Origin of the sequence: Corynebacterium sp. TAE3-ERU30, from assembly GCF_019209925.1 — a bacterium.
Classification (GTDB): domain Bacteria; phylum Actinomycetota; class Actinomycetes; order Mycobacteriales; family Mycobacteriaceae; genus Corynebacterium; species Corynebacterium megadyptis.
In genome coordinates this window covers 589,696-611,697 of record NZ_JAHUTO010000002.1, presented here as the reverse complement: position 1 = coordinate 611,697, position 22,002 = coordinate 589,696, and the positions used below count along the sequence as shown (strand labels likewise).

The 22,002-nt window shown below is 63.8% G+C and carries 23 protein-coding genes and 1 tRNA gene; 16 read left to right on the top strand and 8 right to left on the bottom strand.

Features of this window, described 5'->3' with window-relative positions:
• Window positions 1–49 precede the first annotated feature (49 nt).
• Genes serB through KR227_RS05695 form a run of 4 tightly spaced genes read left to right on the top strand, consistent with a single transcriptional unit; the run spans window position 50 to window position 4,093 of the window.
• A complete protein-coding gene (serB, locus tag KR227_RS05710; protein WP_255549162.1) occupies window positions 50–1,261 on the top strand; it encodes a phosphoserine phosphatase SerB in 1,212 nt (403 codons plus the stop codon).
• Window positions 1,262–1,274: 13 nt separating this feature from the next.
• A complete protein-coding gene (locus KR227_RS05705) occupies window positions 1,275–2,018 on the top strand; it encodes a peptidyl-tRNA hydrolase (protein ID WP_218364240.1) in 744 nt (247 codons plus the stop codon).
• Window positions 2,019–2,053: 35 nt separating this feature from the next.
• Window positions 2,054–3,199, top strand: coding sequence for a hypothetical protein (locus KR227_RS05700; protein WP_218364239.1), 1,146 nt, complete (start codon window positions 2,054–2,056; stop codon window positions 3,197–3,199).
• 45 nt (window positions 3,200–3,244) lie between these two features.
• On the top strand, window positions 3,245–4,093 hold the full coding sequence (locus KR227_RS05695; protein ID WP_151640916.1) for a YwiC-like family protein: 849 nt from the start codon (window positions 3,245–3,247) through the stop codon (window positions 4,091–4,093).
• On the opposite strand, the gene KR227_RS05690 is transcribed toward KR227_RS05695, so the two are convergent.
• The 3 genes from KR227_RS05690 to KR227_RS05680 all read right to left on the bottom strand — a co-directional run bounded on the left by KR227_RS05690 (window position 4,090) and on the right by KR227_RS05680 (window position 8,927).
• The gene (locus tag KR227_RS05690) at window positions 4,090–5,490 is read right to left on the bottom strand and encodes a class I adenylate-forming enzyme family protein (RefSeq protein ID WP_218364237.1); all 1,401 of its coding nucleotides are present in this window, start codon (window positions 5,488–5,490) and stop codon (window positions 4,090–4,092) included. The genes KR227_RS05695 and KR227_RS05690 overlap by 4 nt on opposite strands.
• Complete coding sequence (locus KR227_RS05685) at window positions 5,487–7,499, bottom strand: ATP-dependent DNA helicase (RefSeq protein ID WP_218364235.1); 2,013 nt, start codon at window positions 7,497–7,499, stop codon at window positions 5,487–5,489. The genes KR227_RS05690 and KR227_RS05685 overlap by 4 nt, the downstream gene beginning before the upstream one ends.
• 99 nt (window positions 7,500–7,598) lie before the next feature.
• The gene (locus KR227_RS05680; RefSeq protein WP_218364233.1) at window positions 7,599–8,927 is read right to left on the bottom strand and encodes a nicotinate phosphoribosyltransferase; all 1,329 of its coding nucleotides are present in this window, start codon (window positions 8,925–8,927) and stop codon (window positions 7,599–7,601) included.
• Window positions 8,928–9,059: 132 nt separating this feature from the next.
• Here KR227_RS05680 and clpS point away from each other — a divergent pair, with 132 nt between their 5' ends.
• From clpS to rdgB, 9 genes are all read left to right on the top strand, one after another.
• Complete coding sequence (clpS, locus tag KR227_RS05675; protein WP_151529773.1) at window positions 9,060–9,368, top strand: ATP-dependent Clp protease adapter ClpS; 309 nt, start codon at window positions 9,060–9,062, stop codon at window positions 9,366–9,368.
• A 70-nt stretch (window positions 9,369–9,438) separates the two neighbouring features.
• Window positions 9,439–9,978 (top strand): DUF2017 domain-containing protein, encoded by a 540-nt coding sequence (locus KR227_RS05670; protein ID WP_218364231.1) that lies wholly within the window; start codon window positions 9,439–9,441, stop codon window positions 9,976–9,978.
• A gap of 39 nt (window positions 9,979–10,017) precedes the next feature.
• Window positions 10,018–10,956 (top strand): P1 family peptidase, encoded by a 939-nt coding sequence (locus tag KR227_RS05665; protein WP_370625177.1) that lies wholly within the window; start codon window positions 10,018–10,020, stop codon window positions 10,954–10,956.
• An 87-nt stretch (window positions 10,957–11,043) separates the two neighbouring features.
• Window positions 11,044–11,754, top strand: a complete 711-nt coding sequence (locus KR227_RS05660) for a rhomboid family intramembrane serine protease (RefSeq protein WP_218364229.1) — start codon at window positions 11,044–11,046, stop codon at window positions 11,752–11,754.
• Window positions 11,755–11,922: 168 nt separating this feature from the next.
• On the top strand, window positions 11,923–12,078 hold the full coding sequence (locus tag KR227_RS05655) for a hypothetical protein (RefSeq protein ID WP_192796112.1): 156 nt from the start codon (window positions 11,923–11,925) through the stop codon (window positions 12,076–12,078).
• Window positions 12,079–12,222: 144 nt separating this feature from the next.
• The gene (gene murI / locus KR227_RS05650) at window positions 12,223–13,095 is read left to right on the top strand and encodes a glutamate racemase (RefSeq protein ID WP_255549161.1); all 873 of its coding nucleotides are present in this window, start codon (window positions 12,223–12,225) and stop codon (window positions 13,093–13,095) included.
• A 61-nt stretch (window positions 13,096–13,156) separates the two neighbouring features.
• Complete coding sequence (locus KR227_RS05645; protein WP_218364227.1) at window positions 13,157–13,924, top strand: MBL fold metallo-hydrolase; 768 nt, start codon at window positions 13,157–13,159, stop codon at window positions 13,922–13,924.
• 50 nt (window positions 13,925–13,974) lie between these two features.
• Window positions 13,975–14,706: a ribonuclease PH gene (gene rph, locus KR227_RS05640; RefSeq protein ID WP_151529769.1), complete on the top strand. Its 732-nt coding sequence runs from the start codon at window positions 13,975–13,977 to the stop codon at window positions 14,704–14,706.
• A 25-nt stretch (window positions 14,707–14,731) separates the two neighbouring features.
• Window positions 14,732–15,418: an RdgB/HAM1 family non-canonical purine NTP pyrophosphatase gene (rdgB, locus tag KR227_RS05635; protein WP_218364225.1), complete on the top strand. Its 687-nt coding sequence runs from the start codon at window positions 14,732–14,734 to the stop codon at window positions 15,416–15,418.
• A gap of 113 nt (window positions 15,419–15,531) precedes the next feature.
• Here rdgB and KR227_RS05630 read toward each other — a convergent pair whose 3' ends face one another.
• Together KR227_RS05630 and KR227_RS05625 are read right to left on the bottom strand one after the other, a co-directional pair.
• The gene (locus KR227_RS05630) at window positions 15,532–15,897 is read right to left on the bottom strand and encodes a DUF3817 domain-containing protein (protein ID WP_151529767.1); all 366 of its coding nucleotides are present in this window, start codon (window positions 15,895–15,897) and stop codon (window positions 15,532–15,534) included.
• 2 nt (window positions 15,898–15,899) lie between these two features.
• On the bottom strand, window positions 15,900–16,268 hold the full coding sequence (locus KR227_RS05625) for a hypothetical protein (protein WP_151529867.1): 369 nt from the start codon (window positions 16,266–16,268) through the stop codon (window positions 15,900–15,902).
• 209 nt (window positions 16,269–16,477) lie between these two features.
• Between KR227_RS05625 and KR227_RS05620 the strand changes: the two genes are divergently transcribed.
• Window positions 16,478–16,559, top strand: a tRNA-Leu gene (locus tag KR227_RS05620).
• 49 nt (window positions 16,560–16,608) lie between these two features.
• Here the strand turns inward: KR227_RS05620 and KR227_RS05615 are convergent.
• From KR227_RS05615 to KR227_RS05605, 3 genes are all read right to left on the bottom strand, one after another.
• Entirely contained in the window at window positions 16,609–18,015 is a 1,407-nt protein-coding gene (locus KR227_RS05615; protein WP_218364221.1) for an NAD-dependent succinate-semialdehyde dehydrogenase, read from the bottom strand.
• 145 nt (window positions 18,016–18,160) lie between these two features.
• The gene (locus KR227_RS05610) at window positions 18,161–18,793 is read right to left on the bottom strand and encodes a response regulator transcription factor (RefSeq protein WP_218364219.1); all 633 of its coding nucleotides are present in this window, start codon (window positions 18,791–18,793) and stop codon (window positions 18,161–18,163) included.
• Window positions 18,794–18,797: 4 nt separating this feature from the next.
• Window positions 18,798–19,889: a sensor histidine kinase gene (locus tag KR227_RS05605; RefSeq protein WP_218364217.1), complete on the bottom strand. Its 1,092-nt coding sequence runs from the start codon at window positions 19,887–19,889 to the stop codon at window positions 18,798–18,800.
• Window positions 19,890–20,000: 111 nt separating this feature from the next.
• On the opposite strand from KR227_RS05605, the gene KR227_RS05600 reads away from it, so the two are divergent.
• Both KR227_RS05600 and KR227_RS05595 read left to right on the top strand, forming a co-directional pair.
• Window positions 20,001–20,603, top strand: coding sequence for an ABC transporter ATP-binding protein (locus KR227_RS05600; protein WP_218364215.1), 603 nt, complete (start codon window positions 20,001–20,003; stop codon window positions 20,601–20,603).
• A complete protein-coding gene (locus tag KR227_RS05595; RefSeq protein WP_218364213.1) occupies window positions 20,593–21,807 on the top strand; it encodes an FtsX-like permease family protein in 1,215 nt (404 codons plus the stop codon). Before KR227_RS05600 ends, KR227_RS05595 begins: the two co-directional genes overlap by 11 nt.
• Window positions 21,808–22,002: the final 195 nt, after the last annotated feature.

Below are 22,002 nucleotides of genomic sequence, written 5' to 3'. Positions count from 1 at the left end.
CACCAGCGATATTTCCACCACCCTTCGGGAGGGGCTCACACCCGCCGTCATGACTGTCACGGGTCCCGACCGTTCCGGAGTGACCGCCGCCTTCTTCCGCGTGCTTGCCGCCCACCGCGTGCAGCTCCTGGACGTCGAGCAGTCCCAGTTCCGCGGCCGCCTATCACTGGCCGCACTCGTCGGCTTCAATGTGGACAATGAAGAAATGCTGCGCGTGGGCCTCACCGAGACCATGCGCGCCTACGGGATGCAGATCACCGTGGAAGTCAGCGATGAACTCTCGCCTACCCGCCCCATGTCCACCCACGCGGTCGTGGTGCTCGGCTCCCCAGTGACGGCGCAGCACATCTCGGCCATCGGCCAAACCTTGGCGGACTACGGCGCGAATATCGACACTATTAGGGGCCTGTCCGACTATCCCGTCACCGGCATCGAGCTGCTCGTCAGCGTGGCCAACCCCGAGCCCGGCGGCGGTGTCAGCCTGCGCAAGGCACTCGCGGAACTCACCGCCTCCTTGGGCATTGATATCGCGATCGAACGGGCGGGCCTGCAGCGCCGCTCCAAGCGACTCATCTGCTTCGACTGCGATTCCACCCTCATCACCGGCGAGGTCATCGAGATGCTCGCTGCCCACGCGGGCAAAGAGGCCGAGGTCAAGGACGTCACCGATCGGGCAATGCGCGGCGAGTTGGACTTCGAGGAGTCGCTGCGCGAGCGCGTCGCCGTGCTCGAGGGCTTGGACGCCTCCATCATCGACGAGGTGGCCCGCGATATTCAGCTCACCCCGGGCGCCCGCACCACCATCCGCACCCTCAAGCGCATGGGCTATCGGGCCGCAGTGGTCTCCGGCGGCTTCATCCAGGTGCTGGAGAACCTCGCCGCGGATCTCGATCTGGATTATGTGCGCGCCAACACCCTCGAGATCAAGGACGGGAAACTCACCGGCAAGGTGATCGGGGAGATCGTCGACCGCGCTGCCAAGGCGCGCTTGCTGTCGGAGTTCGCTGCCGACGCTGGGCTGCAGATGCACCAGACCGTAGCCGTGGGCGATGGCGCCAACGATATCGACATGCTCTCTGCTGCCGGTCTCGGTATTGCCTTCAATGCCAAGCCGGCGCTCAAGGAGATCGCCGATACCAGCGTGAACCACCCGTATATGGATGAGATCCTGCACATCCTCGGTATTTCGCGCGAAGAGATCGATTCCGAGGACCTCGCAGAGGGCACGTTCCGTCGCGTGCCGCTGCCCACGCACAGCTAGTACTTTCATCCGCATGAGCGATATTCCCGATAGCTTCCGCGCGGCCCATGCGCGTCTCTCGGCTCTCAACGAGCCGCGTCCGTCTCATCGCGAGGATCCCGCCGATCCCTCCACGGTGCAGGCGATGCCGATCGTGCTGCACATGCCCAAGAATGAGCGACCGGATCGGTTGAGTCTGTCTGCGGCGGCAGCAATGGCCGTCGTGGCGTGCTGCCTCGACGAACGCGCCGGCGGTGATACCGCCTTCGCTGCGGGGCTCGGGGGCTGGTACGACGCCAGGATCCGCAAGGTATCGCGCCGCGCCCGGAATATCCACTGGCGCCGCGCCCAAGAAGTACCTGGGGTGACATGCAGCGCGAACGGCGCCGAAGCACGAGCCTGCGTGCCCTCGGCGATCGCAGACACCGATCCGATGATCGCGAAACTACAGATTGGTGGAACTGATCTCCCGCCGGTGGAGGAGGAGCCGCCGCTGCGGGATGTGCCCCTGATAGCAGTGGATCGTGATTTGCAGATGAGCGTCGGCAAGCAAACTGCGCAAGTGGGGCACGCCTCCATGCTGTTGGCCGCGGCGCTACCTGTGGAGGACGCCTGGACGTGGGCGAGTACGGGTTTCGAGCTGCAGGTACGCGAGCTGCCTCGGCCGCACTTCCGCGAGTTCTGCGCCCAGCCCGGCGCCGTCGAGGTGGCCGATGCAGGGTTTACAGAGGTGGCGCCGGGATCTGTAACTGCCGCCGCTATCTACCGTTGCGACTAGTGCAGTTCTTGTAGCGCATGCGCTACCGTTGTGGCATGACCTACCCCCAGAATCCTTATGGCGGACAGCCGGATCCGAACTTTAACGCGTACAACGGTTACGGCCAGCCTGGAGGAAACCAGCCCCTCGGTTCCCCAGACTTGAGCAGCGCGCTGACCATCTCGTGGAAAGTATTTGCCCAAAACTGGGTTCCCTTGGTGTTGGGCAATCTGCTGTTCACCGTCCTCTCCACGGCCATCGCAGTAGGCCAACTCGGCCTGACATCCTTTGTCACGGATGCGGGCGCCACCGAAGAGCTCACGGGCTCAGAGATCAGCAGTATGATCCTGTTCCTGCTGCTGTTTATGGTGCTGACCTTCCTCTCGAGCTTCTTCCTGTACCGCACCTCCAGCGATGCGCTCCGCGAAGGCAAGCTGTCCTTTAAGGAGTTCTTCCGGGTTGATCGTTTCTTGGGCTTCCTCGGCATCGGCCTTCTCGTTGGACTGTTCACCCTGATTGGCCTGATCTTGCTGATCATTCCGGGCATCGTCGTGGGCGTGTTGTTGTGCTTCTCCCAGATCGCGTATCTGCGTGAACCCGAGCTGGGTGTCTGGGGCGCGATCAAACGCTCCAAGGATGTTGTGAGCAAAAACGTCGGCGTGGTGCTCTTGGCACTGCTGCTCGTGATTCTCGTGAGCATGGTCGGCAACTGGTTGCTTGTGGCCACCGTGGTCACCAGTCCGTTTATCGCCGTATTCATGACCGTGCTCTACGAGCAGTCGCGCGGCCCGGCGGGGCTGTTCGCTGATCCCAGCTCCCCCTATGCTGGCGTCGCCACCAACGCGACGCAGCCGCAGGGCTACTACCAGCACAATGGCGGGGCCTATCCGACCTATGGCCAGCCCGGCCAGGATGGCTATCCGCAGCAGGACTATCCGCAGGGCGGCTACCCGCAGTACCCGCAGCAGGGCTACCAGCAGCCGCAGGAGGATTACTCCCAGTACAACGACGGCGCGACCGGCTCGGGGCCGAGCAGCTGGCAGGGCTATAGCTCGCCCGAGCCCACCGCGCAGCCGGGGGCGCACTCGGGATCTGAGTACCAGCACCCGGAGGGAACCTCGGAGTGGCCAGAGCCGCCGGAGAAGCGTGAGATGCGCTTCAAAGACCCCAGCGACGGGGAGGATCCCCGGCCGCAGGGATAAATATCACAGTGTGGGCTTAGCGCAGCGTCGCCTACACTAAGGCCTGTGAATACTTCATCATCACGGTCCTCCGCCCGCGCGGACGCCGCACCGCGGCGCCGCACACCACGGCCCAAGCGCAATCGAGCCTGGGTGCCAGATCAGCACGGCGCTTGGGTGATGGTGATTCTTCCCTTCCTTATTGGTGTGTTCCTCGCGGGGGTGCATCCCTTGCATATTCCGCTCGCCATCGCATGGTTGAGCGGATACTTTTGTTTCTTCGCCGCAGGCCTCTTTCTCAAGGTCCGCACCGCCACCCGCGGTGATCGGCGCGCGCAATACGCCACTCCCATGTATGTCTATGGGGCGATTTCGGCGCTCGCGTCCCTGATAGTGCTGGTGTTCCAGCCCCAGCTCATTGCCTTCGCGCTGCTCTTCGGCCCGCTCGTGGCTATCGCCGTGTGGGAGGCATGGAATAAACGCGGCCGCTCCTTGGCCTCGGGGCTGTCGACGGTGGTGGCCTCGAGCCTCTTGGTTGCCGTGGCGTGCGCCATCACGGATCAGCTCGACCGCGGTGTGTGGATCACCACCTTATTGCTGGCTCTGTATTTCGCTGGCACGGTGCCCCTGGTGAAAACGCTGATCCGCGATCGCGGCAGCCGCCGCATGCTGGCGATCTCGCTGGGCATGCATGTTGCCGCCGCTGTGGTGGCGGTGGGATTGTTCTTCGCCGGTGAGGCATCGTGGTTCACGGCTATCGTGTTCTGCCTGCTGGTGGTGCGAGCAGCCGTGCTGCCCACAATCAACAACCGCCGCATCGCCGAGGGCGAGGCCCCTCTGAGCGCCAAGAAGGTGGGCCGCTGGGAAAGCCTGTGGACACTCCTCGTCACCGTGGCGATATTGCTGCCGGTTTAAGAGCGCAGTACCCGCCGCAGCGTCTTGCCCGCCGCCGAGCGGGGAATGGATTCCACGAAGCGCACCTGCCGGATCCGTTCGAAAGGGGCGACGCGCTCGGCCACAAAGCGCATGAGCGCTGCGGCCTCCACGCCGGAATCATCGGCCACCACACAGGCCACGGGCATCTCCTCGCCATCGTCTCCGGCACCGGAGACCACGGCGCAGTCGAGGACCCCAGGGCAGCTGAGGACGATCTCCTCGAGTTTCACCGGCGAGACCTGGAAGCCATGGGATTTAATGATGTCTTTCCAGCGGTCCACGATGAACACCTCACCGCGATCATTGGTATAGGCCATATCTCCGGTGCGCAGCCAGCCCTCGACGAGCGCCCCATAAGAATCGGGGCCCGCCCCGGAATAGCCGCGCATCACCTGCGGCCCGGCAACCCATAGCTCGCCGACCTCGCCGGGGCCACGCTCCTGCAGGCTCAGCGGATCAACGATGCGCTGCTGGGTATCGCGCAGCGGCGGGCCGATAGAGTTCAACGGCGATTCCGCCACGCTAAGGTGCGTCACCGGCGAGGCCTCGGTGAGGCCATAGCCTTGGCGGATCGGCACGCCCGTGCGCTGCATGGCGGCGCGCGCCATGGTGGACGGCAGTGAGGCCGCGCCACTGATCATCTGGGTGCAGTGGGAGAAATCAATCTCGTCTACTAAGGGGTGTTGTGCCAATAGTCGCGCTAGGGGAGGGGCGATGAAGGTGGTGTTCACCTGCCAGCGCTCGTGGTTGCGCAGGAATTCCGTTGCGGAAAAAGGGGCGGTGACCACGCGGGCACGGCAGTACAGCGGCACGGTGAGCAGCGCCGTGAGCCCATAGATATGGCTCAGCGGCAGCATCGACAAGCAGGTCTCGCCCGCGGTGATGCCCACCCGCTCGGCGAATTGCAGCACATTAGCGCAGAGGTTGCCGTGAGTGAGCTCCACGGCCTTCGGCGCCCCCGTCGTGCCCGAGGAAAACGGCAGGCAGGCCAGATCCTGCTCGCGTGCGGCGGCGAAGTCGGCCAGTGCTGTGTGTGGTTGCTTCAGGAGGGCGGCGATATCAGCACCGCTGCGCAGCGCCAGCTGTGCCCCCGCCTCCCGCAGCTGGGCGGCGGCATCCTTCTCCGAGAGATGGGTGCCCAGAGGGGTAGCTACAGCCCCGGCGGCGAGAACGGCGAAGAAACTCCGGGCGAAGTCGATCCCATTCGGCAGCTGGATGCCCACCACATCCCCCGCCCGGATACCGCTGCTATGCAGCGCGCCGGCAAGGTCGAGAATATCCGCGCGCAGTTGCGGGTAGCTGATACTGCGGTCGGGATCCACCACGGCGGTATGAGAGGGGAGGGTGGCGTCGAAAAGCAATGCTGCAAGATTCATGAGCGCACCAGCCTCTGCAGCGCCCCGCGCACCACCGCCGGATCGGCGGTTTCCCACATCGGCGGCAGCGAACGCCGCAGGAAAGAGCCATAGCGTTTGGTCACAAGGCGTTGATCCAGCACGGCCACCACACCGCGGTCGGTGACCGAACGCAGAAGCCGGCCCGCGCCCTGGGCGAGCAAAAGGGCGGCGTGGGTGGCCGCGACCTCCATAAAGCCATTGCGGTGTTCGGCGTCGGCGGCCTCCTTACGGGCCTGCAAGAGCGGATCATCGGGGCGGGGGAAAGGAAGCCGATCAATCATCACCAGCGAGAGCGACCGCCCCGGCACATCGACACCCTGCCACAGGGTGAGAGTGCCAAAAAGACACGTGTTCTCGTGTTTGGCGAACTCGGATACCAGCGCCCCAATGGAGTCATCGCCCTGCAGCAAAATGTCGAAGGGCAGCACCGGGCGCAGCTTCTCGGCCGCTTCGCGGGCGGCCCGCCGCGAGGAAAACAACCCCAGGGTGCGGCCGCCGGCAGCCATGATGAGCTCGCGCATCTCCTCGAGCGTCTGCGGCGATAGGCCATCGCGGCCTGGGGCGGGCAGATGGGTGGCGCAGTAGAGAATGCCCGAGGAGCGGGTATCGAAGGGAGTGCCCGCATCCAGGCTGTCCCAGCTTCCCTGCTTCAGCCCCCAGGAGGCTGCCATCGCGTTGAAGTTGCCGCCCAGCGCCAAGGTGGCGGAGGTGAGCACAACCGTGGAGGTGGCGAATAGTTTCTGCGCCAGCAGCGGCGCCACCGAGAGCGGGGCCACGTTCAGCGAATCGCGCCGGGAGCTGGAGGAGAACCCGGCGGCCTCCGGGGAGGAGGCATAGGGGCGATCGAGCCACACCACATCCTGCTGCTGGGCGGGATTATCGGTATCAAAGACCTCCATGATGCGGTCGATGGCGTGCACCAGCTCGCTCACGTGATTGCTCAGCGAACGCCGCTCGGCCGCAGCCTCCTGATCTTCCCCCAGCTCGCCGCCGTCGAGAGAGGAGAGCATGCTGCGGCACTGCTTGCGCACGCTCAGCAGCATTCCCGACGCCTCCTCGCTGATCTCTAACCAGCGCCCTGCGTCCTCGGCCTCGAGGGTGCGGTCCCATTCTTCGGCGAGCTCGGTGAGTTTCTCTTCCTTGCCATCCACCCCCACCTTGCCGGCGCGGGTGGCGGTGAGTTTCAGCGCGGTCGAGGACAACGAGTTCGTGGAGACCGCGGTGATGCGCCCATCGAGTTCGTGGGCCTCGTCGATGATCACCGCATCATGCTCGGGGAGGATATCCACATCGGAGAGCGCATCAATGGCTAAGAGGGCGTGGTTGGTCACCACCACATCCACATCGGAGGCGTGGTGGCGGGCCTGCTCGGCAAAGCAATCCTCGCCGAAGGGGCAGGTGGCCGCGCCCATGCAGTCTTTTGAGCTCACACTCATCAGATTCCACACTCGGTCGCTGACCCCGATGTCGAGATCATCGCGGTCACCGGTCTCGGTCTCATTCGCCCATTCGGTGATGCGGCGCACCTGCTGGCCGAGCTCCGAGAGCTCGGTGGGTTGCTCCTCGGCCTCGCCCATCGGCAGGGAGGGGTCCTCGGCATTGAGCTTGTTCAGGCAGAGGTAATTATTGCGGCCTTTCAGGATGGCGAAGGTGGGATCCCGCTGCAGCTGGGGGCGCAGGCCCTCGACGAGCGCCGGCAGATCGCGGCCCACGAGCTGCCGCTGCAGGGCGATCGTGGCGGTGGAGACGATGACGGTGGTATCGGTCTCGTGTGCATAGCGAAAGGCCGGCACCAGATAGGCCAAGGATTTGCCGGTGCCGGTGCCGGCTTGGACGGCTAGGTGCCGCTGGCGAAAGAGAGCAGAACTGACCGCGTGGGCCATCTTTTCCTGTCCCTCGCGGCGTGCCCCGCCGAGGTGCTCGACGGCGGCGCTGAGCAGGCCACTGACATCGTCCGTGGGCGAGGCGGTGCTGTCGGGGGAACTCATAACGCTCATAGTAATGAGCGCCCCATGCGGGGTGGAGAGTCAGCTCACCCGAGAACCCCGCCGCGCCCGCAGTGGTCTGGCACAGCCGGTGGTGCGCGCCTAGTTCTCGAAGCCGTAGAAGCGGGTATTCACTGCGGGTTCTCCCCGCGAGAGCGCCAGCCCCTCCCACGGCAGCGACTCGATTTCTCGGGCCAGATGTTCGCGGGACTGCTTCAGCGTGGGCAGGCCATCCACGATGGCGCCGCCGCGCATCAGCGGCTGTGTCAGCTCCACGTGCTCGAGGCGTCCGGTGGCGGGAGTGTCGTGGTCGAAGGGGTAGATGATCTCCTCCACGGCGGTGCCGGTGGCGCGCCGGGTACGGATGGCACGCTTGGTGCCGCCGTGGGAGCGCTTATTGGAGGAACGCTTGGATACCGGGTGGCCGTCGACTTCTACGAGTTTGTACACCAGACCTGCGGTGGGGGCGCCGGAGCCGGTGACCACCGAGGTGCCCACGCCGAAGACGTCCACGGGATCGCCGCGCAGGCCGGCGATGGCGAATTCATCCAGGTCGGAGGACACCACGATCTTGGTGTCGCTGGCGCCGGCAGCATCGAGCTGGTCCCGCACCCGCCTGGTGAGCATGCCGAGATCGCCGGAATCAATGCGCACTCCGCCGAGCTGCGGCCCGGCCACGGCGAGGGCGGTTTCTACGCCCTTGGTGATGTCGAAGGTATCCACCAGCAGGGTGGTGCCCACGCCTTGGGCGGCCACTTGCGAGCGGAAGGCCGCTTCTTCATCCGGCTGGCCATTCTCGTCCACGTGCAGCAGCGTCCAGGCGTGCGCGGCGGTGCCGGAGGCGGGCACCCCGTAGCGGTGGGAGGCCTCCAGGTTTGAGGTGGCGTAGAAGCCGGCCAGATACGCGGCGCGGGTGGCGGTGACGGCCGCGTACTCGTGGGTGCGGCGGGAGCCCATCTCCAGGATCGGTCGGCCATCGGCGGCGGTGACCATGCGTGCGGCAGCGGAGGCCACCGCGGAGTCCGCGTTAAGGATGGAGAGAATGACCGTCTCTAGGATCACGCATTCACCAAAGGTGCCGCGCACCGTGAGCACAGGCGAGTAGGGAAAATACAGCGATCCCTCGTGGTAGCCGTCGATATCGCCGGAGAAATGATAGTTGCGCAGATAGTCGAGAGTCTCGGCACTGAGGAAGTCGAGGCTGTCGAGCTGCGCTTCGGAAAACACGAAATTGGTCACGGCATCCAGCACCCGGGGTGTACCGGCCACCACGCCATAGCGGCGCTCGCTGGGCAGGCGGCGAGAGAAAACTTCAAACGTGCATTGCCGATTCACCGAGCCGTCCTTGATGGCGGCTTCCAGCATGGTCAATTCATACATGTCGGTGAGCAGCGCCGAGGACAGACTTTTCAGGTTCTCGTGTTCTACCATGCCTTTACCATACGCGTTCGTGCAGCGTTTCTCGCTTATCGACGTCGTCTCCTTGGCCGCAGCTCAGCAGCTGCTCAGGTGGAGAAGTCCCGTGGACGCTGCTTTATGACTACCCTATGGAGTATGGATGCAATGAGTACCCCCTCGGCGCCGATGGCTACGCCTGAGCTCGACGAAGCGATCGATGTGGATGTCACCACCAGCGAGAATTTGCCGTGGCTGTGCATCTGCTGGGACGATCCCGTGAATCTGATGAGCTATGTCTCCTATATCTTCCACACGGTTTTGGGCTACGACAAGAAACGCGCCAATGAGTTAATGATGCAGGTCCACACCGAAGGTAAGGCCGTAGTCTCCTCCGGTGAACGAGACAAAGTCGAAGCCGATGTGAAGAAACTGCACACGGCGGGCCTGTGGGCCACGATGCAGCAGGCAGGCTAAGCCGCACCGTCGTCATCGCGCCGCCGAGAACCGAGTTCGCCTCGTAATTTAAGAGAACAAGAAAGCCGAAATGGAATCCTTCAAGCGCAAGAAAGGGCTGATGCGCAGCCCAAAGTACACCGCCGTGTTTGAGCCACTCGAGCGCGAAGTGCTGGGAAATCTCACCGCCACGGTGTCGGAGGCGCTGATTCAGCGCGCCCAGTCCGCGCCGAAGGATGAGCTTGAAGAGCTCGTGGGCATGACAGGCGGGCACAAAGAAGCGCCGAAGGATCCTGGGTTGGCTCGTCTTTTGCCGGATTTTGAGCGCGAGGGCGATGAGGAATTTGAGGGCGATAATTCGCTGCTGCGCTCTTTGCACGAAAACGATATTTGCCGGGACAAACTACGCAACCTGCAAGTTATTAATAGCGCCCTCGGCCCCGATGGTGGCGTGAACGTGACCGTGGACGATAGCGAGGTACACGCCTGGCTATCGGGGTTGAATGATCTGCGCCTCTACATTGCGTCCTCGGAGATGGGGAACTACGAGGGCGCGGAAGAAGAACGCGATCAACTGGTTGAGTGGTTGGGATTCGTCCAAGACTCCCTGCTCCACGCCTATATGAACTAAGACTGTTCATCCACCCACTGCAAGGAGAGTACAAGCGCCGTGGCCGGCCGATTGTGTGATGTGGCGGGGCTTCGGGCCGCGCACTACAGCGATAGTGATACCGGAGTCACGGTGATCGTGGCTCCCGAGTCCGCTACCGGCGCGGTGGACGTGCGCGGCGGCGGCCCCGGCACCCGCGAAACCGATCTACTGGCGCCGCATAACACCGTGGAGGCCGTGCACGCAGTCTGCCTGAGTGGGGGTTCGGCCTTTGGTCTGGCCGCGGCAGACGGAGTGATGGCGTATTTGGAGGAGCGTTCGCTCGGTTTCCCCGTGCTCGGGGAGGACAGCGAAGGCCCGCGCGTGCCGATCGTTCCCGCAGCGGTCATCTTCGATCTTCTCGTCGGTTCTGCGCAGGCGCGGCCGCGGCCACTCGACGGGTGGATAGCAGCCCATCGGGCACTCAGCGGCACCGAGTTACTCTCGGGCACGGTGGGAGCAGGCACTGCCGCGGCGGCAGGGCGGCTCAAAGGTGGCTTCGGCCAATCCTCCACGCGGGTGGGGCAGTACGTGGTGGCGGCGGGCATCGTGGCTAACCCGGTGGGAGATGTCGTCGATAAGCATGGGCGGCTGTATGGGGATCCGGACGCCCCCGCCGTCGACTCTGAGGTCTATGCCACCCTGCGCGGTCCGGCCAGCAAGCTCAACACCACGATCGGGGTGGTGGCTACCGATGCGCCGCTCACCAAAGCGCAGGCCACACGGCTGGCGCTGGCCGGCCACGATGGTATCGCCCGCGCCGTGCGCCCCGCCCACTCTCCCCTCGACGGGGACACGCTTTTTGCCCTGGCGACAGGCCCGCGCACCGGAGTGGATGTTGAACACTTGACGCGGCTATCCGCCGCGGCCGCCGATGTAGTGGCAGCGGCGATTGTGGACGCGGTGACCTCCGCCGAGTCCACGCATGGAATGCGCGCGTACCGCGATATTCTGCGCTGAGTCCACGTGGTGCCGCCGTGGCGCGTGCGTACAATCGTGAGCACACATAATCCGATGCAGCACGAGAGTGAAAAGAGTCGCCCCCTCATGCCCCACGGCTATTCGAACTACTCGCACCCGACCTCCTATGGCAGCGGCGCTCAGCCCGGCCCAGCGTGGAGCCCAGCGCCGCGGCAGACAGCGCAGCCACCCCAGCGCCGCTCCCGCGGTGGTTTTGGCACCGGCCTGCGGATCGCTCTCGGCTACGTGCTCGTGATCTGGGCGGTGTTCGTCGTGCAGCAGATGGGGATACTCAACCTGTCCTGGTTCGGCATCCATCCCCGCGATACCTCCACGCTATGGCATGTCGCCACCTGGTCATTTCTCCACGCCAACCTGGATCACCTCATTGGCAATACGGTGACGGGAGCGCTCTTTGCCTTTTTGGTGGGTGTCACCGGCAGGCGCACCTTTTGGGAAGTCACAGTGATAGCGGCCATCACCGGCGGGCTTGCAGCATGGTTTTTGGGCTATCCCGGCACCAACCACATCGGCGCCTCGGGAGTGATCTATGGCTGGCTCAGCTATCTCATCGTCCGCGGCGTATTCAATCGTTCCCTGCGGCAGATCATTCTCGGCGTGGTGCTGGCCTTTAGCTATTCCGGTTTCGTCTGGGGCGTGATCCCCACAGAAGCCGCGGTGTCGTGGCAGGCACACCTCGGCGGGGCGCTGGGCGGTGTGCTCGCGGGGGCTGTGATTAGCTCCGACGATCCAGTGAAGAAGATCGCCGCTCGGCCGAACTCCAGTCTCGGCTACTAGCCTCACCGCCAGGCGCGGCAGTTCGTCTCTCCCGTCTTCGCCCGCCACTCTGCGCGTGCCCCACAGCATGATCCGCGCAGCATGATCAGCGGCGAGAGGGGGTTGTGACAGGGGGGGAACCGCATACAGTACATAAGGCAAGGTTAAGACGGCCGATATGGAGGAATGATGGGTTTCTGGGTAATGCTTCTCGCCATCGTGGTGGGTGTGGTTCTCCTCGTGGCCGGAGTGCGACGCCGCACACAGTCGCCGCTGGGTTGGGTACTGGCCGTGGCAGGGCTGGTGTGTATCGGTGCGGGCATCTGGCTGGCGCTACCGCAGTAGCGGCGAGCGCGCGGTGGCCAGCTGCACAACGCAGCGCGCGCTCTGAGCCACGCTCACAGGCCCGCTGCTAGTCTTCCCGCGCCGGCCTCGCTAGGCTTGCGTGCTGTGGGTACCAGTGAGGAACGAGACAGCGCAGAGCAGCTAATGGTGGACAATCCGTGGAATTTCCGCACCGTGGTGGATGAGTTCGGCCACGAGCGGGTGCTGGCGGATCAGACCAGTAATAATGCCCCCATCGGCATCTTCGATTCCGGCTTGGGCGGGCTCACCGTGGCGAGGTCCATCGTGGATCAGCTGCCTCATGAATCGATTATCTACATTGGGGACACCAAGAACGCCCCCTATGGCCCGCAACCGCTGTCGAAGGTGCGGGATCACTCGCAGCGGATCGCTGATGAGCTGGTGCGCCGCGGCTGCAAGATGATCGTGATCGCCTGCAACACCGCCACCTCCGCTTTTGTGCGGGATGCCCGCGAACGCTACGACATTCCCGTGGTGGGCGTGATTCTGCCGGCCGTCCGGCGCGCCGTCTCCACCACGCGCAATAACAAGATTGGTGTTATTGGCACCCAAGGAACTATCACCTCGGGGGCCTATCAGGAGTTTTTCGCCGCCTCGCCCCAGGTGGAGGTCACGGCCACCCCCTGCCCGCAGTTCGTGAACTTTGTCGAACGCGGAATCACCTCGGGGCGCCAGATTTTGGGGGTAGCGGAAGGCTATCTCGCACCGCTGCAGGCCGCGGGCGTCGATACTCTCGTGCTGGGCTGCACCCACTATCCCTTGCTCTCTGGTGTGATCCAGCTGGCTATGGGCGATGAGGTGACGCTGGTGTCCAGCGCGGAGGAAACCGCGAAGGATGTGCTGCGGGTACTGAGCCACAGCGATAAGCTAGCCGATCCCGAGCACGCGGTGGAACGCTCCTTTGAATCCACTGGTGACCCCGCCATTTTCGCCATGCTCGCGCAGCGCTTCCTCGGCCCGCATGTGACTGAGGTCCAACACATACAGGGTCTGTAACTTTTCAAACACCACCGCGGCTTTTTCCACATGACCGCGGGTTTAGTGGCAGAGTGATGGTATGAAGTTGACCATCATTGGATGCACCGGCAGCATGGGCGGCCCCGGCGGGCCGGCGTCGGGATATCTCCTTCAGGGCGAACGCGGACAGTCCATCATCATGGATATCGGCCCCGGTGTGCTGGCCCAGCTGATGCAGATGATCAACCCCTCCGAGGCGCATGTGGTGTTTTCTCACCTGCACGCGGATCATTGCCTCGATTTTCCCTCGCTGCTCGTGTGGCGGCGTTTCCACCCCGAGCTGGCTGCCCAAGGGCGCAATCTGTGCTTCGGGCCCAGCGATGGCGAGCTGCGGCTGGGGCGTATCTCCGCAGATGAGACCGATGGGGTAGACGATATGTCGGATACCTTTGCCTACGCCCCGTGGCGGCTGGGCGAGGCGGAGCATCTCGAGGGCATCACCATTACCCCGTTTGAGGCCATTCACCCGATCGAGGCCTATAGCCTGCGCATTGAGGAAGAGGCCACGGGGACCGTTTTCGCCTATTCCGGCGATACCAGCTTCACCAACTCCACCCTCGAGTGCGCCCGCGGCGCGGATGTCTTTTTCTGCGAGGCGACCTGGGGCTATACCTCGGAAGGCAAACCGGAGGGGCTGCATATTTCGGGGCGCGAGGCAGGGCTTTTTGCCCGCGAAGCCGGTGTAGGCACGCTGGTGCTGATCCACATTCCGCCGTGGGGCGATGTGGAGGGCGCGGTGCGCGCCGCCGCCGAAGAGTTCGACGGCCCCATCATGGTTGGCGCCCCGGGGCAGGTCTATACCGGCTAGGCCCCAACGTCTGAGGGGATAAGGCGTGCCCGCGGTGTACCCTGAAGCCCATGACTACTAGCTTTCAGCGCGCAGATGGGCGCGCCCTCGATGAGATGCGTCCGGTCCGAATCACCCGTGGTTTCACCACCAATCCCGCTGGCAGTGTGCTGGTGGAGTTCGGCAATACTCGCGTGATGTGCACCGCCTCGATCGAGGAATCGGTGCCGCGTTTCAAGCGGGATTCCGGCGAAGGCTGGCTCACCGCCGAATATTCCATGCTTCCCGCCGCCACCCATGACCGCATGCCGCGCGAGTCCATGCGCGGCAAGGTCAAGGGCCGCACCCACGAGATTTCCCGCCTCGTCGGGCGCTCCCTGCGTGCCGCTGTGGATTTGTCCCAGCTGGGCGAGAACACGATCTCCATCGACTGCGATGTACTCCAGGCCGATGGCGGTACCCGCACCGCTGCGATCACCGGTGCCTATGTGGCGCTTGCCGACGCCATCTCGGTGCTGCGCGAGCGTGGCGTGCTCAGCGGTGACCCGCTGCTGCCTCCCGTGGCCGCTGTCTCGGTGGGCATCATCGATGGCCACGTGTGCCTGGATCTGCCCTATGAGGAGGATTCCCGCGCCGATGTGGACATGAACGTGATCATGACCGAGTCTGGCGAGTTCGTAGAGATTCAAGGAACCGGCGAGCACAACACCTTCAGCCGCGCGGAAGTCACCGCCATTTTGGACATGGCGGAGAAGGGCTGTCGCGAGCTCATCGACGCCCAAAAGCACGCCCTTCAGGCCTAGCAGAGACGATCAAAGGAGTGATGCGATGCTGCTGCATGTAGCTACTCACAACCCCAAGAAACTCGTCGAGCTGCGCCGTGTCTTGGATGTCGCAGGCATTGAGAACTGCGAGCTGGTGACCTCCGAGGACCTGCTTGGCTATGAGGAGCCGGTAGAAGACGGCCGCACCTTCGCCGATAACGCGCTGATCAAAGCCCGCGCCGGGGCCAAGGCCACCGGCGAGGTGACCCTGGCCGATGATTCCGGTTTGTGCGTGAAGGAAATGAACGGCATGCCGGGCGTGCTCTCTGCCCGATGGTCCGGTGAGGGCGATGATGACGCCAATAATGAGCTGCTATTGAAGCAGATGAAAGACGTTCCCCTGGGGCGCCGCGACGCCAGCTTCGTGTCGGTGTGCGCCATTGTCACCCCCGAGGGTGAGGAGTTCATTGAAAAGGGCGAGTGGGCTGGCCGCCTGCTGCGTAACCCCGTGGGCGAGAATGGCTTCGGCTACGATCCGCTGTTCGTGCCGGCCGAAGAGGATGAGCGCGTGGATGGCACCGATGAGCGCCCCCGCAGCTCCGCCGAGCTGAGCGGTGCAGAAAAGGATGCGCTCTCGCACCGCGGCAAGGCCCTCGAGGCCCTGGTTCCGGCGATTTCCTCGCTCGTGGCCCAGTGGGAGGCCCGCAGTAGCGAGGATTCCGAGGACGATGATGACGACACCTCGAGCTAAACAGCTCTAAGGCACACACCATACCGCCGAGTCCGATCACAGTGATCAGGCTCGGCGGTCGTGCGTGCGGCGGTGCGCTGCCGCGGGAGGGCGGCGTCGTCAAGCGTGCTGCGCTAGAGCTGGAAGGCCTCGGTGACTTCCTTGCGGCGGCGGGACTCAGCCACAAAGGAGAGGAAGGGGATCGTGCCGGCGAGGGCGGTGAGGATCCAGCGCAATGGCTCCCAGCGGGCCTTCACGCCGAGGTTCAGGGTGGCGATGAGATAGAGCATGTAGAACAGGCCGTGGAGCTGACCAATAATGCGGGTCCACTCCGGCATGTCGATGCCCACCAGATACTCGAGAACCATGCGGGTGGTGAGGATCAACAGCCACACACCAGTGACCCAGGCGGCGATAGAGAAGAGCTTGAGGGCTTGGCGGACCCGCGCCTGACGCTGCGGGGTGGGGGCGGGGCGCTGGGACTGAGAAGAAGAAGTCATGGTTAGGAAGAGCTTTCGTTGGTGTCGGTAGAGGGGGAGCTGGAGCGGCGGCGGTGCTGCTCGTTGAGTGCGTTGAAGGTCGTCACATCCATGCTCGGACGCTGGGGAAGGAAGTCCTCGTCGATCTCGGTCATCTCGCCGCGTTCGGCGATACGCCGATCAACGGGGGAGACCTCCTGGTCGTCCTCGAGCAATTCATTCTCGTATTTGAGGTAGCTCCGGTAGGCGTAGACGATAAACGCGCCGAAAAACGGCCACTGCAGTGCATATCCCAAGTTTTGGAACGTGCCCGAGCCGGACTGAAAACGAGTCCACTGCCAATAGGCCAATCCGAGCGTGGCGGCCACCGCGAGGGCGACGAACACAATCATTCCCACCGACGCGCGCTTGCGGGGCTGTGGTGGTGTGCTTGGCTCACCCTGATTAGTACTCACACCCCTCTACGATACCCAAGATGCTTCACGACGCCGCGCTGTGGGGGCGGTGCGTAGCCTGTGGCGAAAACCCCGTGCCAACAGTGTTGTTGGCGATCGCCATAGGCGCTGGATACAATACCCGCAGCGCCGTGTACGCGGCGCGGGCGCCTGTGGCGGAATTGGCAGACGCGCTGGATTTAGGTTCCAGTGTCTTAGGACGTGGGAGTTCAAGTCTCCCCAGGCGCACAATCACCCACCTACAGCAGTAGGTGGGTGTTGGTGTCTCTAGGAGAAACTAGAGGGCAGGGGAGAGGCCGGCGTCGCTTTGATCGCTGACGCGGTAGAGGTGCTCATTCACGAACTCGCCTACGCCCCAGCGGGCCAGCTCGCGGCCATAACCGGAGCGGTTAATCCCGCCGAAGGGCAGGTTGGCGGCGGTGACCGAGGATTCGTTGACGAAGGTCATGCCGTCCTCGAGTTGCTGCGCCACTGCATAGGCCTGCTCGAGGTCTGTGCCCCACACGGAGGAGGACAGGCCGTAGTCGGAGTTATTGGCCAGGGCAATGGCCTCATCCACATTGGCCACCTTGTACACGACGGCGACGGGGCCGAAGATCTCATTGCAGCCGATCTCCGAGTTGGGGTCGACATCGGTGAGCAGGGTGGGCTCCATGAAGGCGCCGTCGCGATCAATGGCGCCGCCACCGACACGCACCGTGGCAATGCCGTCGCGGGCCGCCTTCTCGAGTCGTTCGACGATCTCATCACGGGCACCGATAGACGACAGCGGGCCGATATCGGCGTTCGCGTCATCATAAGAGCCCACCGTCATCGCCGCGATCTTCTTCTCGAGGAACTCAACGGTGCGATCGTAGAAGTCCTCCATCACAATAAGCCGCTTCGGGGCGTTGCAGGCCTGGCCGGTGTTGTACATGCGGATCTTCACAAACTGCTCCAGCACCCAGTCCAGGTTCTGCTCATCCAAGACGATGAAGGGATCATTGCCGCCCAGCTCCAACACGGACTTCTTGTAGTGCTTGCCGGCGGTGGTGGCCACGGCGGAGCCGGCGGCCTCCGAACCGGTGAGGGAGACGCCCTTGATGCGCTTATCCGCCACGAAGGCATCCATCTGTGAGCCGGAGGCATAGACGTTGATATAGGCATCCTTCGGCAAACCGGCCTCTTCCAGCAGGTCTTGGCAGGCTTGGGAGGACAGCGGGCAGATGGAGGCGTGCTTGAGCACGATGGTGTTGCCCAACAGCAGGTTCGGCGCGGCAAAGCGGGCCACCTGGTAGTAGGGGAAGTTCCACGGCATGACGCCGAGCAGCGGGCCGAGCGGCTCCTTTTTCACCACAGTCTGCTGTGCCCCGGAGGCCGGCAGATACTCGTCGGCGAGCAGCTCGTGGGCGTGCTCGGCGTACCAGCGGTAAATATCGGCCACAAGCTGGATTTCGGCCTTGGCCCAGCGGGTCAGCTTGCCCATCTCCCGACCGATGTGATCGGCCAGCTCATCGATGCGCTCCTCATAAAGATCGGCGGTGGCGTTCAACACCGCCACACGCTCCTCGATGGAGGTGGTGCGCCACGAGCTATAGGCGGCGGTGGAGCGGGAGAGAATATCATCCCGCTCAGCATCCGTGATGCGGTCAAACTCCTGCTCGGAACGGCCGGTGTTCGGGTTTTCTAATGCGAAAGTACTCATATCGCCCTGTATAGTCCTGCCCACCAGTGGCTGCAATGCTCTGGACGCACACCACAGAGATATCGGTCTATCAGTGCCTAAGCTCACTCAATAACTGGCCCCACACAAGGGTGGCGGGCAGGTGGGGGCCGGCGCTGTGCGGCAGCTAGCCGGTGTAGCGCAGCCACGCGAGCACGGCCTTGACGCGGCGGTTGTCGTCCTCGGGCTGGAAGCCGAGCTTCATGAACACATTGGCCACATGCTTGCTCACCGCCGAGGGGCTAAGAAATAGGGTCTTTTCCATATCGCGATTACTCAGCCCCTGAGCCATGAGCGCGAGCACATCTTTCTCCCGCGGGGTGAGGGTGGTGATGCCGCTGCGTTTGGCATTGAGCAAGGTGGCGATCACTTCCTGATCCACCACCGTCTTCCCCGCAGCCACGTCCTCGATTGCTCGGACAAACTCCTCCACCTCAGAGACGCGCTCTTTGAGGAGATAGCCGAAGCCGCCGCCGTCCATGAGCTGATCGAGGTAACTGGCGGCCACATATTGGCTCAGCACAATCACCGGTAGCCCCGGGCGTTCGCGGCGCAGCTCCGAGGCCGCCTTGAGGCCATCGTCGCGCAGCAGCGGCGGCATGCGTACATCCGTGATCACGAGGTCAATATCCGCTCTACGGCCCTGGTCCCGCAGCGCGTCGGCGTCCGCGACGGCGATCACGCTATGGCCCAGGGTGTGCAGGAGCTGTTCGATACCCGCGCGCAACAGCGTGGAATCCTCGGCGAGAAGAATATGCATGTGGCTACTTCCTTAGTAGTGGCACCGTGAGGTGCAGCAGCGTCCCAGTGTCCGTGGTGCGTAGTGTCACGGTGCCATCGAGCACAGCGGCACGCTCCCGTAGCCCCATGATCCCCGTGCCCGCACTCGCGGTGGGGGACTCCGCGCTCAGCCCGTCGCCATTGTCCCGGACTGTCACGTGCAGTGCAGTGCCTGTGGCGTCGATGCCGATATCGGCGTGGGTGGCGTGACCGTGCCGAGTGGCGTTCGTCAGCCCCTCGCTGATGCAGTGATAGGCCAGCACAGCCGTGGTCTCATCCAGCGGCGGTACGGCGGCTGTGTCGGTGTGCAGCGTGGTGTCGATGCCGGCGTGGGCGAGAAGCTCTTCGACTGCGGCCACGAGGCCGTTATCGTAGAGCACCTGCGGGGCAATGCCGCGCACCGTGGCCCGCAGGGCGGCCAAGGCTTGGGTCGCGTTTTCTTCGGCCTTGCGTATCGCTGGCTCGGGATCCGCGGCGAGGCGAGCCGCCGCGAGATTAAGTTTCAGGGCAGTGAGATGCTGCTGGGGGCCATCATGGAGTTCCCTTTCGATGCGGCGTCGTTCGCCCGAGAAAGCGTCGGCAAGCAATGCTCGCGAGGCTTCAACCTCCCGCACGGAGGGGGCGAGGGTGAGTTGGGAGGCCCGCACCGAGAGCCAGGTCATGGACCAGCTCAGCGCGAGCAGCAGCGCCAGCGCCACCGCGGCAATGGAGAAACAGAGCGCCACATTCACCGCGCGATTCGAGCTCTGCCAGGAATTGAGCTCGAGCGTATCCACCATGAAGGGTGCGATCGCAACGAAAACGGTGAACGAGCCCAGCATGGTCCACAGCATCAAGCTGAGAACAGCCACCACGAGCTGCAGAAAAAGATGGAGCACCTGCCGCCAATCGAACCAGCGCGATACCGTGCGCTGGCGAATGGGGCGGGCAAAGATCCGTGCGCCATAGCGGCCATAGGCATCCACCGGGCGGGCGAGCAGCGGCAGCCACGGCAGCAGCACGAGGGTAACGACCAGCGCCGGAATGCACGCGAGTGCGAGCAGAATATTCCAGCCGACCGAACGCAGAACTGACATAAGTAATAAGCCTAAGCGTTGCAGCCGTGAGAGTAAGTGGAGCTAGCTCCACCATAGATTCGGCAGCCAGCTCCCTCGTGGCACACGCGGTGCGCGCGGTGTGATGAGGGCATGTTGAAAGCAGAGAACCTCAGCAAGAAGTATGGTCGCCGCCTCGTGTTTCGCGATCTGAGCCTCACGATCGAACCGGGCGAGTTCGTGGCCATAATGGGGCCTTCGGGCTGCGGTAAGTCCACCTTGCTCAATCTACTCTCGGGGCTGGATAAGCCCAGTTCGGGCACGGTGAACGCGCCGGAGCGCACGGAGCGGGCCTTCGTGTTCCAAGACTATAACCTGCTGGAATCGCTTGATGCTCGGACCAATGCGATGCTCACAGCGAAGTTCTCTGGGCGCCCGTGCACCCGCGCGGAGGCGGATCGAGTATTTCACGATCTCGGGCTGGATGGGTGCCAGCGCCAGATGCCTGCGGAGCTTTCCGGTGGGCAGCAGCAGCGCGTTGCTATAGCGCGGGCGCTGCTGGCCACGCCCTCGTTCATCTTCGCCGATGAGCCCACGGGGGCGCTGGATGATGCCACCGCCACGACCGTGCTGGAGCATTTGCGGGCCGCTGCGCACAAGGGGGCCACCGTGGTGATGGTGACGCACTCGCATGCCGCCGCCGCAGCCGCGGACCGGATCATAGACATGGAGGCAGACCATGCGCGTGTGGCTTAAAGATGTGTGGGCCAACCGCGTGTCGTGGCTGGCAGTGGTATTAACGCTCGTGGTCTCCGCTGCGAGCTGCGGGCTCGCCCTGACCCTGATTACTGCGGGTGGGGGCGATGCCGGGCCGCTGGGAGGGACGATCCTCGCCATGTCCTTGTGCTCTATCGTGCTGGTGGTCTCGATGCAGATGCGGTTGCTTATCGACGAGCACTGGGAGGTGTATCGCAGCTGGCGCTTAGTGGGCATGCCGGGCTGGATGATCGTGGCATTCGTGCTCGGTCAGGTGGTGGTCGTGGCACTCGCCTCGAGCGCCGTGGGCCTCGTGCTGGTGCCGCCGCTGCTCGGCCCAACCGAAGAGGCGCTGCGGGCGGATGGCCTCAGCCTCGACCCACTGGTGTTCAGTGGTGCTTCTGCGATCGCCGCGGTGGCTATCTGTTCGACGGCAGCGGTGCTGGCGGTGCTGTGGCCCGTGCGGCGTATCTTCCGGCCAGTAGTGGTGCGGTCCTCATGGTGGACAACTCCGGTGGCGGCACTCGTGGTGGCTGCGGTGCTGGCGCCGTCCATAGTCGCCACGATGGAGCCGGATGCTTTTCTCGGCTGGTCTATGGGGCTGATCGTGGCGGTGTCCTTGGTCATGCCGTGGCTGCTGCCGCTGCTGGATCAGTGGACGCGAGTCATGGGGGTCGCGGGGGCGAATGTGCGCAATCGCCGCCGTTTCAGCGCCCCGCAGATCGTGCCGTGGGTGATCTTTGGCGGGCTGATCGTGGTCGTTGGTTCCGGGATGCGGGCGATGATGCTGGCCAGTGGGTCCTGGCATGTGTCCTCGTGGGAGGTGTTCGTGGTGCTGCTGGGCCCCTCGATCATTCCGAGCGTGGTGGCGGCACTCGCTATCTCCTTACTCATGCGCCATCGCATTGCGGCGGACGTGCGCGCCCTTCGGCTCGCTGGGGCGCCGCCGCGGACCCCGCTCACCATTCAAATAGGCGAGGCGCTCGCGCACACCATTACTGCCGCCGCGGTGGTGGCGCTCATGGCTATCTATGTGGTGGTGCGGCTCAACGGGCTACTCGGCGTGGAGGATCCCTTCACGGGGCTGTGGTGGCAGGCGTGGCTGGTCATGTTCCTCGTCATGGCGGCGGTGACGACGCTGCTCAAAATCATGCTCGCTCGGCGGGTCATACATCTGTGTATTAGCGAGGACGGCTACGTCTAGCTGCGACGGATGCCCGCCGCGGGGTGGCTGGGCACGCCGGAACTATAAAGATGACGAAATCCTCATGATTACGTGGTAGGTTATTTTCCCACGAGATACCTGTTTGATCACAAAAGGCAGTGTGTCCCGCGTAGCACCCTGTTCCCCCACGTTTGAGAAGAGCCGACGACATAGCATGATCACTTCTAACTCCAC